Annotated in this window: 8 protein-coding genes; 4 read left to right on the top strand and 4 right to left on the bottom strand. The window is 74.3% G+C overall.

Features of this window, described 5'->3' with window-relative positions:
- Together ACQRUO_RS35875 and ACQRUO_RS35870 are read right to left on the bottom strand one after the other, a co-directional pair.
- The coding region (locus tag ACQRUO_RS35875; protein ID WP_428320359.1) for an AAA family ATPase at positions 1-830 on the bottom strand (830 nt) is incomplete at its 3' end.
- On the bottom strand, positions 827-1,999 hold the full coding sequence (locus ACQRUO_RS35870; RefSeq protein ID WP_428320358.1) for an exonuclease SbcCD subunit D: 1,173 nt from the start codon (positions 1,997-1,999) through the stop codon (positions 827-829). The genes ACQRUO_RS35870 and ACQRUO_RS35875, both read right to left, overlap by 4 nt.
- Positions 2,000-2,275: 276 nt before the next feature.
- Here ACQRUO_RS35870 and ACQRUO_RS35865 point away from each other — a divergent pair, with 276 nt between their 5' ends.
- The 3 genes from ACQRUO_RS35865 to ACQRUO_RS35855 all read left to right on the top strand — a co-directional run bounded on the left by ACQRUO_RS35865 (position 2,276) and on the right by ACQRUO_RS35855 (position 4,497).
- Complete coding sequence (locus ACQRUO_RS35865; protein ID WP_428320357.1) at positions 2,276-2,884, top strand: hypothetical protein; 609 nt, start codon at positions 2,276-2,278, stop codon at positions 2,882-2,884.
- 225 nt (positions 2,885-3,109) lie between these two features.
- Entirely contained in the window at positions 3,110-3,469 is a 360-nt protein-coding gene (locus tag ACQRUO_RS35860) for a VOC family protein (RefSeq protein ID WP_428320356.1), read from the top strand.
- 233 nt (positions 3,470-3,702) lie between these two features.
- On the top strand, positions 3,703-4,497 hold the full coding sequence (locus ACQRUO_RS35855; RefSeq protein ID WP_428320355.1) for an SGNH/GDSL hydrolase family protein: 795 nt from the start codon (positions 3,703-3,705) through the stop codon (positions 4,495-4,497).
- A gap of 114 nt (positions 4,498-4,611) precedes the next feature.
- Here the strand turns inward: ACQRUO_RS35855 and ACQRUO_RS35850 are convergent, their stop codons facing one another.
- On the bottom strand, positions 4,612-5,910 hold the full coding sequence (locus ACQRUO_RS35850) for a carbohydrate-binding protein (RefSeq protein ID WP_428320354.1): 1,299 nt from the start codon (positions 5,908-5,910) through the stop codon (positions 4,612-4,614).
- A gap of 247 nt (positions 5,911-6,157) precedes the next feature.
- Positions 6,158-7,981, bottom strand: a complete 1,824-nt coding sequence (locus ACQRUO_RS35845) for an AMP-dependent synthetase/ligase (RefSeq protein ID WP_428320360.1) — start codon at positions 7,979-7,981, stop codon at positions 6,158-6,160.
- A 444-nt stretch (positions 7,982-8,425) separates the two neighbouring features.
- Between ACQRUO_RS35845 and ACQRUO_RS35840 the strand changes: the two genes are divergently transcribed.
- Positions 8,426-11,060, top strand: a 2,635-nt coding sequence (locus ACQRUO_RS35840; RefSeq protein ID WP_428320353.1) for a nitrate- and nitrite sensing domain-containing protein, incomplete at its 3' end; no start/stop codon positions are given.

Genomic DNA, 11,060 nt, shown 5'->3' with positions numbered 1-11,060 from the left:
GCCAGGGCCGCGGCGCCGACCGTCAGGCGCTCGGCCGCCTCGCAGCGCAGCAGCGCGGCCCAGCCCAGCGCGGTCTGCGCGAGCACGCCGTCCTCGCTGCCCGGCTCGCCCTCGGCCGGCAGGTGGTCGGCGGCCGGCAGCCCGAGCCCGCCCGCGGCCTGGTCGATCCGGCCGACCAGCTCGCGCAGCCGGCGCCGGTCGGCCTGCACGGCCGCCTCGTGCTCGCGGCGGCGCTCGCCCAGCCAGGACTCCAGCCGGCGGTAGCGCTCGGTGTCGAAGAGCTTGCCGAGCAGCTCGGCGCGCTGGTTGGCGTCGGCCTTCAGGAAGCGCGCGAAGTCGCCCTGCGGCAGCAGCACCACCTGGCAGAACTGCTCCCGGCTCATCCCGACCAGCTGCAGCACCTCCTCGCCGGCCTCCTGGTGCGAGCGGCTCACCGCCCGCCAGCCGGGCCCGCCCTCGCCGGCGTCGGCGACCCACTCGCGGAGCAGGGTCTGGGCCCGCTCCGGGGTGTAGCCGGTGCCGCGCTTCTTCGGGCGCAGCTGCTCGGGCAGCCGGGTGATCTCCAGTCGGCGGCCGCCCAGGGTCAGCTCCAGGGTGACCTGGGTGAGCTGCTGCGGGTCGGCGTGGTCGCTGCGCATCCGGTTGGCCCGGCGGGCGCCGGGCAGCTCGCCGTAGAGCGCGAAGCAGACCGCGTCGAGCACGCTGCTCTTGCCGGCGCCGGTGGCACCGCGCAGCAGGAAGAGGCCGCCGGCGGCCAGCGCGTCGAAGTCGACCTGCTGGCGGTCGGCGAACGGGCCGAAGGCGGTGACGGTCAGTCGGTGCAGCCTCATCGCGGCAGCTCCGCGCGCAGCTCCTGGTCGGTGCGGACCTGCTCCAGACCGGTGCGCAGCCAGTCCCGTTCGGCGGGCGCCAGCTCGCTGCCGGGCCGCACGTGCCGGACGAAGCCCTCGGTCACCGCGAGCTCGTCGCGCCCGCGCACCCGCGCCGCGTAGGAGGCCGGGCCGTCGGCGGCCGGGGTCTCGTCCGGCTCGAAGAGCAGCTGCAGGGTGTGCGGGAAGCGGCGGCGCAGCCGCTCCATCGGCTCGCCCGGGCGGCTCGGGTCGGTCAGCGTGGCCTGCACCCAGGAGTCCTCGTGCTCGGCCAGCGCGGGGTCGGCCAGCAGCTGCTCCAGCCGGCCGCGCAGGCAGGCCAGCGGCCGCGGCACCGGGCAGTCGATCCGCTCGGCGGCCACCGAGCCGTCGCCGGCCAGGTCGACCAGCCACATGGTCTTGCGCTGGCGCGCCTCGGAGAAGGAGTAGGCGAGCGGCGAGCCGCTGTAGCGCAGGTGCGGGGCGAGCGTCTGCGCGCCGTGCAGGTGGCCCAGCGCCGCGTAGTGCACCCCGTCGAAGAGGCTCGCCGGGACACTGGCCACCCCGCCGACCGCGATGTCCCGCTCGCTGTCGCTGGGCGCGCCGCCGGTGACGAAGGCGTGCGCCAGCACCACCGCCCGGGTGCCCGGTCCGCGGGTCGCCAGATCGGCCCGGACCCGGTCCAGCGCGGCGCCGAGCACGGCCGCGTGGCCGCCGCGCTCCAGGCCGAACCGCTCCCGGACCAGCAGCGGCTCCAGGTAGGGCAGGCCGTACACGGCGACCGGGCCGTGCTCGTCGGCCAGCAGCACCGGGGTGGCGCACCCGTCCGGGTCGGTGCGCAGGTGGATCCCGGCCCGCTCGATCAGCCCGGCGCCCACCCCGAGCCGGCGGGCCGAGTCGTGGTTGCCGCTGATGAAGACGGTGGGCACGCCCAGCTCGGCCAGCCGGTGCAGCGCCTGGTCGAACAGCGCGACCGCCTCCAGACCGGGCAGCGCGCGGTCGTACACGTCCCCGGCGACCAGCACCGCGTCCACCCGCTCCGCCCGGACCACGGCCACCAGGTGGTCGAGGAAGGCCCGTTGGGCCTCGTGCAGGCTCTCCCGGTGGAAGGAGCGGCCCAGGTGCCAGTCGGAGGTGTGCAGCAGGCGCATGCCCCCGACCCTAGCGGCCGCCACCGACAACCCACGGGCCCCAGGACGTGACGGCGGTCTCGCCGGGGGCGGCCGCGGGCGCGGGGCGAACCGGGGGTCACCACGCCCGGCACCGGGTGCACCGGCGTGCGCCATGCGGACGCGAGGGCTGTTCATCGACCTCCTGTTCGGGGAAGATCAACACGTCGGACCCCGCGCGACACCGATCCCCGCCGCGGTGCCGGCAACCTCGCAGCAGACGCCGGTCCGACCGGCCCGACCACCGGAGGGGGACCCATGCAGCGGATCGAGTACAGCGCGGAGATCGCCGAGCTGCTGGGCCGCATCCGGCGTCGTCCGGCGGCCGGCTGGCCCTGGCGGCCGGGCGAGCCGGTGCCCGAGTGGCTGCCGGTGAAGCAGTCCTGGGGGTGGCTCTTCGCCCCGGACGGCCGGGTGCTGACCCTGGTCAACCCCAAGGACGGGATCGTCAGCCTGCCCGGCGGCTCGCTGGAGCCCGAGGACGCCGGCGACCCCGGCCGGGCGCTGGCCCGCGAGGCGGCCGAGGAGGCGCAGGCGGTGATCGGCCCGGCGCACTACCTGGGCTACCTCTACGACCGGGTGGGCTCGGCCAACAACGGCCACGAGTGCGCCCGGGTCCGGATGGCGGCGGTGCTGCGCCGGGTCGGCCCGAGCCTGCCCGACCCGGCCTCCGGGCGGCACTACCGGCGGCTGCTGGTGGCGCCCGGGCTGGCGGTGGAGCTGCTCGGCTGGGGCACCCCGGGGCTGCGGCAGGCCCGGGCGGCGGTGCAGGCCGCGGTGACCCGGTTCGGGGTGCCCGGGGTGGCGAACGAGGCGATCGAGGAGCTCCCGGTGGCGGGGTGCGAGGTCTTCCCGGGCCTGGGCTGAGCGGCGGCCGGGCGGGGGCGGGGCGCGGCTCGCCCCCGGCTCGGGTCGGGTCGGCGCCGCTCCGGGCGTCCCGCTGGCGGCGCGGCGGCAGCGCTGCTCGGCGGCGGCTCGCCCCGGCCTCGACGATCACCGGGGGCCTCGGGAGCGCGTCGTCGAATGTGCGTTTCCGGTGAGCCGATCCGAACGGTTCGGCTAGGGTCGGTGACGATCCGAGGGGGGATTCGCATGTCCGGACCGCGCAACAGTCTTTTCCACCACGTCGAACTCTGGGTCGACGACCTGGCGGTGGCCGAGGCCCAGTGGGCGCCGGTGCTGCTGGCGCTCGGCTGCGTGCTGCACCAGAGCTGGGAGGCCGGACGCAGCTGGCGGCTCGGCGACGGCTACCTGGTGTTGGAGCAGTCACCGGCGCTCAATCCCGGCGGGCACGACCGGTTGCGCGCCGGCTTGAACCACCTCGCGGTGCACGGCTCGCGGGCGGCGGTGGGCGCCGCACTGGCGGCCGGCTGGACGGTGCGGGTGGACACGGGGGAGGCGGTACACCTGGTGGACCGTCAGGGTTTTGAGCTCGAAGTGGTGTGCCCGTAGCGAAGATTGACTCATAAAGCACACGCGTTTCGGGTCCGGGGCAAATCGACCGCAATTCCGGCGGGACTCCGGAAACACTTCGGAAAGTCGACGCCCGGCTGACATCGCGGCCAACTCCCGTTGCCCGGGCGATAATTCCCGTCAACAACTTTGGCATGGGCACTTCCCGGGGCTCGGTGTCGCTGGTACCACGGAGTAACCCGCGTCACTCTCCCCGTCCCGTTGGAGGTGCAATGCGTCCCATCCGTGCTGTCTCCGGTGGCCTCACCGCCCTGGCGCTCGCCGCGGCCGCGCTTTTCACGGCCGTTCCCGCGAATGCGGCGTCGGTCAACTACGTCGCCCTCGGCGACTCGTACTCGGCCGGCGTCGGTGCCGGTAACTACGACGGCTCCAGCGGCAGCTGCAGCCGGAGCTACGACTCCTACCCCGCACTCTGGGCCGCGGCGAACAGCCCGAGCAGCTACGTGTCGGTCGCCTGTTCCGGCGCCAAGACCGGCGACGTGCTGAGCAACCAGATCTCGGCCCTGAACTCCGGCACCACCCTGGTCAGCATCACCATCGGCGGCAACGACGCCGGTTTCGCCAACACCATGGAGACCTGCGTCCTCGACGGCACCAGCGCGTGCCTGAGCTCGGTCGCCGGCGACGAGTCCTACGCCCAGAACACCCTGCCCGGCCAGCTGGGCCAGGTGTACTCGGCAATCAGAAACGCGGCACCCAACGCCGAGGTGGTCGTCCTCGGCTACCCGCACCTCTACGAGGTGCCGGGCTCCTGCTGGTTCGGCATCAGCGACACCTCCCGCAACGCGATCAACGGTGCCGCCGACGAGCTGGACAGCGTGATCAGCACCGCGGCGGCCAACGCCGGCTTCACCTACGCCGACGTCCGCAGCGCCTTCAGCGGCCACGAGATCTGCAGCGACGACGAGTGGCTGCACAGCACCACCCTGCCGATCGACGAGAGCTACCACCCCACGGCCGCCGGCTACCAGTACGGCTACCTGCCGGTCTTCTCGAACAACGTCTGACGGTTCTAACGTCGTCTGACGGTTCGACAGCTCTCGGCGCAAGGTGACGAGGGCCGCCCGGGTCTCCCCGGGCGGCCCTCGGTCGCGCCGTCGGCGGCAGGTCGGACGCGGGACTCAGCAGGGGCCGTCGTCGGCCCAGACGCCGTAGGGCCCGCTGGCGCTCGGCACCTCGTTCAGCGTCCACCACTTGGCGTGGTAGTCGTGCCCGTTGTAGGAGACCTTGTCACCGGCGGTGTACGTGGTGCTCGCGCTCCACGGCGGCAGCGTGCAGGTGCCGCCCGGGCCCGCCGTGGTGGGCGGGGGCGTGGTCGGCGGCGTGGTGACCGGGGTGGCGCCGGCGAACTGCACGGTGTACTTGGTGAAGTCCCACGGGTTCTGGACCACGCCGGAGCAGGAGCCGGACAGGCCCGGGTCGACCACCGGGGTGCACTGCCGGTCCCGGTTGACCGACCAGAAGGTGTAGCGCGCCAGCCCGTTGGTCTCGGCGAAGTTCAGCACGGTCTGGAAGTCGGCCTGGCTGAAGTACTCGGCCGCGTCGGTGCGCCCGTTCATCATCGAGACGCCCTCGTGCGCGTAGGCGGTGGCCGCGCTCCAGCCGAAGGTGGTCTGCAGGATGCCGTTGAACGAGGTCAGCGCGGCGACCTGGGAGCTGCCGCCGTTGAAGCCGCCGTCGAAGGGCATGATCGAGTAGTTGTTCGGGGTGAAGCCCTGCGATTTGGCCTCGTCCAGCATCTGGGTGCCGAACCAGCCGGTGCCGGCCGTGGTTCCGGCGGTGGTGATCGAGATGTAGATCCCCGGGTTGTCGGCCTGCAGGATCTTGGCCGCGCCGATCTCGTTGTGGATCGCCGTGGCGTTCTCGTACTCCGGCTCCTCCAGGTCGAAGTCGATCGCGTGCAGGCCGTACTTGGTGATCACCTTCTGCTCGGCCGCCGCGGTGGCCTCGGGGGTGCCGCAGTCCTGGCCGAGCTTGTTGCCGCCGTAGCCGCCGAAGGAGACCGACACGTCGCCGCCCTTGGCCCGGATCTGTTGGATCACGGCGGGGATGGTGGTGTCGGTGTCGATCGAGGAGGTGCCGCCCCAGGCCGGGGTGCAGCCGCCGGAGTCCAGCACGAAGGCCAGCTGGAAGGCCTTCTGGCCGGTGGCGTCCATCACCGCGCCGGCGTCCGGCGCGCTGTTGTCCTCGGGCATCAGGTAGGGCGCGGAGGCGTACCAGTTGCTGCTCAGGGCGCCGCCGGTGGCCGGGGCGACCGAGGAGGCGAGCGCGGAGCCGCCGCCGGCCAGCGCGGTGGCCGCGCCGGCCAGCAGGCCGAGGGCGGCGAGGGCGCCGGTCAGGGCGGTGGCGCGGCGGCGCCGGTGGCGGCCGGGCCGGTCGGTGGGGGCGGGTGGCACGGGTGGGCGTTGGGCGCGTTCCATCGGAGCCTCTCCGGAATTCGGCAGTGGGGGACCACCCGGCGCGCGGCGTGGGGGAGCGCGGCCGGTGGCGTGCGGGCTCCGGGGCGGGACCCGCCCCAATAAAGTGGACTAGACCAACTGGGAGGTCAAGGGCCCTGCCCCGACTTAAGCCTGACTTCAGGTCAGCAACCGCTGGAGGCGGGCGCGGGGGCGGGGGCGGGCGCGGGGGCGGTCGCGGGGGCGGGCGCGGTGGTGGTCATGGAGGCGGTCACGGGCTGTACAGGGCCTCGATGTCGGCCGCGTACCACTGGGCGATCGCCTGCCGGCGCAGCTTGAGCGAAGGGGTGAGCAGCCCCTGTTCGACGGTGAAGGAGCCCGGCAGCAGGCGGAAGGCGCGGATCGACTCGGCGCGCGAGACGGCGGTGTTGGCCGCCGCCACCGCGCGCTGGATCTCGGTGTGCAGCTCCTCGTCGGCCAGCGCCGTCAGATCGTCCACCGGGGCCCGGTGGCGGGCCTGCAGCCAGTGCTCCAGGGCGCCGGGGTCCAGGGTGATCAGCGCCGCCACGTACGGGCGGTTGTCGCCCACCACCACGCAGTGCGCCACCAGCGGATGCGCCTGCACCCGCTCCTCCAGGGCGGCGGGGGCCAGGTTCTTGCCGCTGCTGGTGACGATCACGTCCTTCTTGCGCCCGGTGATGGTCAGGTAGCCGTCCTCGTCCAGGCTGCCGAGGTCGCCGGTGGCCAGCCAGCCGTCGTGCAGCGCCTCGGCGGTGCAGCGCGGGTGGTTGAGGTAGCCGGTGAAGACGCCGCCGCCGCGCACCCACACCTCGCCGTCCTCGGCGATCGCCACCCCGGCGCCGGGGATCGGCTTGCCGACGGTGCCGAACTTGGGGCTGTCGGGCGGGTTGGCGGTGATCGCCGCGGTGGTCTCGGTCAGCCCGTAGCCCTCGTAGACCGGCAGGCCGGCGCCGGCGAAGAAGAGGCCCAGCTCGCGGCGGAGCGAGGAGCCGCCGCAGACCACGCTGCGCACCCGGCCGCCGAGCGCGGCCCGGATCCGCTGGTAGACCAGCCGGTCGTAGGCGAGGTGGCGCACCCGCAGCGCGGGTCCCGGGCCGGACCCGCGCTGCAGGCCGCGCCGCTCGGTGGCCCTGGCCCAGGTGCGGGCGAGCTCGGCGGCCTGTTCGAAGGTCTCGCCGCGGCCGGCCAGTTCGGCGTTGCGCCGGGCCGAGTCGTAGAGCTTCTCGAAGACGTAGGGGACGGCGTGCAGGAAGGTGGGGCGGAACGAGCCGAGGGCCGGCAGCAGCACCTCGGAGCCGAGCTCGCCGAGGTGGCCCAGCCGGATCCCGCCGCGCACCGCGGCCACCTGGACCATTCGCGCGTAGACGTGGGCCAGCGGCAGGAAGAGCAGGGTGGCCGGCTGCTCGTTCGGCCCGGCGCTGAACACCTCGCGCCAGCCGGCCAGCACGTTGTCCGCCTCGGCGGTGAAGTTGCCGTGGGTGAGCAGGCAGCCCTTGGGTCTCCCGGTGGTGCCGGAGGTGTAGATGACGGTGGCGATGGACTCGGCGGTGACCCCGGCCCGCTGGCGGTGCACCAGGCCCTCCGGCACCCCGGCGCCGTCGGCGGTCAGCTCGCGCACGCAGCCCTGGTCGATCTGCCAGATGCCGGACAGCCGGGGCAGCGCGTCGCAGACCGCGCCGATGGTCATCGCGTGGTCCTCGTTCTCCACCACGCAGGCCACCGCGTCGGTCTCGGCCAGGATCCAGCGCACCTGCTCGGCGGCGGCGGTCGGGTACACCGGGACCGGGATCGCGCCGATCGACCAGAGTGCGTAGTCGAACAGGGTCCACTCGTAGCGGGTGCGGGACATCACCGCGACCCGGTCGCCGAACTGCACGCCGCGCGCCAGCAGCCCCCTGGCCAGGCCCAGCACCTGGTCGCGGAAGGCGGCCGCGGTCACCGGGGCCCACCGTCCGGCGGCCGTCCTGCGGGCCAACTGGACCAGCTCGGGGGTGCGTTCGGCCGCCTCGAAGACCGAGTCGGCGAGTCCGCCGGACGCGGGCGGCGCCAGTGGCGGGGTGCTCGACTCGTGCAGCATCCTTGGGCCCTCTCCGGCCCCGCTGCCGACGGCGGTCGGTGGCCCGCCGTGGCCCGTGCGGAGACCGACGGTGACCTCCCGGGGCGCACTGGGCACGGTAGCCGATCGCCGGGGCGCTGCCCAGGGTCGCGCCAAACCGCCCCGGGACGGACACCGGATGCGCATGACGACCGGATGGGACACGCACGGTGTGCACCGTGGGCGGGCGCGGGGTGCGAGCTGTGCACGGGACGGGTGGGGCGGCCGTGACCGAGGCGGCGTCATGGGAGGCCCGGGTCACGGGTCCTGGGCCCGCCCCTCGCAGGTCATGGGCCTGTCAACATTGGCGACCATCTTCTTGAACAACGGATCAGGTTCGATCGCCAAGACCCGTCGAACCGGTCGGCAATGGGTAGTAAGCTCGCGCAGACTCCCACCCGGGCCCAGCCACCCGAGGACTCCATGCGTCTGCGCAGCAGCTCGATCCGCGCGAAGATCATCGCGCTGCTCCTGGTGCCCATCGTGGCGCTGGTGGGCCTGTGGGCCTACGCCACCCTGGTCACCACCAGCGACTTCTGGACCCAGCTGAGCGTGGCCTCGACCTACAAGGCGTTCGGCGCCCCGGTCGACCAGGTGGTCCGCGACCTGCAGGACGAGCGCCGGGCCGGGGTGATCCTGCTGGCCCGCCCGCAGGCCGCCGACGTGCAGAACGACTACCTGAACGCGCAGAAGACCACCGATCAGGACCTGGCCGTGCTGCGGCAGAAGGCCACCGGGCCGGGCTCCGGCCGGCTCACCAAGACCGAGCGGGCCCGGGTGCAGGACCTGCTCGGCGCGGCCGGGCAGCTCACCCTGCTGCGCGGCCAGGTCGGCCAGCAGTCGATCAGCTGGGGCTTCGCGATCACCCAGTACAGCGGGCTGATCCAGCCCGCCTTCGACTTCCGGTCCGCCTTCGTCAGCCAGCAGACCGGGCAACTCCCGCGCCAGGGCACCATCCTGATCGAGCTGACCCGGGCCCGGGAGTACCTGTCGCAGCAGGACGCGGCGATGGAGGGGCTGCAGGGCGACGCCCAGCCGACCCCGGCCGGCCAGCAGGCCGTGCTCGACCCGATGCACAACCAGCAGGCGCTCTTCGAGATCTACATCGCCGAGCTGGACCAGCCCGACCAGGGCGACTACCTGGCGCTGCGGAACGGCCAGGACTGGCAGGAGCTGGACCTGGCCGACCGCGAGATCCAGAGCGCCGCCCAACCGGCCGACGTGGTGCTGACCGTCTCCGAGTCCACCTGGCACCGGACGGCCGGCCAGGTCCTGGACGACCTCAGCCAGGAGAACGACAAGGTGGCCGACAGCCTCGGCGCCCGGGCCGACTCCTACGCGATGGGCCTGCTCTGGCGCGGGGCGATCGCCGGTGTGGTGGGCCTGATCGCGATCGTGCTCTCGGTGCTCATCTCGTTGCGGATCGGGCGCGGACTGGTCCGCGACCTGGTCGGCCTGCGCAACGCCGCCCACGAGCTGGCCGGTGCCCGGCTGCCCTCGGTGATGCAGCGGCTGCGTGACGGCCAGCCGGTGGACGTCGCCGCCGAGGCCCCGGAGCTGAGGTTCGGTGAGGCCGAGATCGGGCAGGTCGGGCGCGCCTTCAACCAGGTGCAACGGGCCGCGGTGCAGGCCGCGGTGGAGCAGGCCGAACTGCGCCGCGGGGTGTCGGCCGTCTTCGTCAACCTGGCCCGGCGCAGCCAGGTGCTGCTGCACCGGCAGCTGACCCTGCTGGACACCATGGAGCGCCGCACCGAGGACCCGGCCGAGTTGGAGGACCTGTTCAAGCTCGACCACCTGACCACACGCATGCGGCGGCACGCCGAGGGCCTGATCATCCTCTCTGGCGGCTCGCCCGGGCGGGCCTGGCGCAAGCCGGTCCGGATGGTCGACGTGGTGCGCGCGGCGGTCGGCGAGGTCGAGGACTACGCTCGGGTGATCGTCCGCCCCTTCCCCGGCACCGGACTGGTCGGCACCGCGGTCGCCGACGTCACCCACCTGATCGCCGAACTGGTCGAGAACGCCGCGGTCTTCTCCCCGCCGCAGACCCAGGTGACGGTGCAGGGCGAGGTGGTCGCGCACGGCTTCGCGCTGGAGATCGACGACCGCGGGCTGGGACTCAGCGAGACGGCGCTGGTGGAGATCAACCAGCGACTGGAGATCGAGCAGGCCTTCAACCTGGCCGACACCGACCGGCTCGGGCTCTTCGTGGTCAGCCGGCTGGCCCGGCGGCACGGGATCCGAATAAGCCTGCGGGCCTCGCCGTACGGCGGGACCACGGCGGTGGTGCTGATACCGCGCGAGCTGCTGGCGGAGGTGCCGGGGGGCGCTGCACCCGTCGCGGCGGGTGCGGGTGCGGGTGCGGGTGCGGGTTCGGGTGGCGCGGGTGCGGGCGGGACGGCGCCGGGGACCGGGGCAGCGGGAGTTGCGGCGCCGACGACGGCGGCGTCGAGTGGGGCTGGGGGTGCGGCCGGGGCCGGGTCTGGGGCGGGGACCGGGCAGCCGCGGCAGCGGGACCTGGTGGCGGTGGCCGGTGGGGCCGGCGGCCTGGTGCGGTCGCGCGGGGGTGAGGGCCGGCGCGGTGCGCACCAGCGGACGAGCACCGGTCCGCAGGCGGTCGACGCCGAGCCGGCCCGGACGCCCGGCGGGCTGCCGCGGCGGCGTGCGGCGGGCGGACCGGCGCTGGTCCCCGCTCCGGTCGGCACCGGTCGGCACCGGCGGCAGGATCCGGCGTCCGGGACGACAGCTGACGAGGCGTCGGACAGTACTGATGAGACGTCAGAGTCCGCTGAGCGGGCGGAGGTTGCGGCACCGGCGGCGGGCGGCGTGCCCCCGGCCGGCGGGCTGCTGCCGCGCCGGGTGCGGCAGGCCAACCTGGCGCCGCAGCTGAAGGAGGCCGCCGCCCGCGAGGCGGAGCGCGCGGCGAATCCGCAGCAGCCGCGCGAGCGGACGCCGGAGGAGGCGCGGGCCGCGTTCCGGTCCTTCCAGCGCGGCTTCAGCCGGGGTCGGGCCGAGCCGGCCGCCCCGGGCGCGTCGCCGGTCCCGGGGACGCCGACCGCCG

Origin of the sequence: Kitasatospora sp. LaBMicrA B282, assembly GCF_050325825.1 — a bacterium.
Taxonomy (GTDB): domain Bacteria; phylum Actinomycetota; class Actinomycetes; order Streptomycetales; family Streptomycetaceae; genus Kitasatospora.
This window is presented reverse-complemented; position numbering and strand designations above follow the sequence as displayed.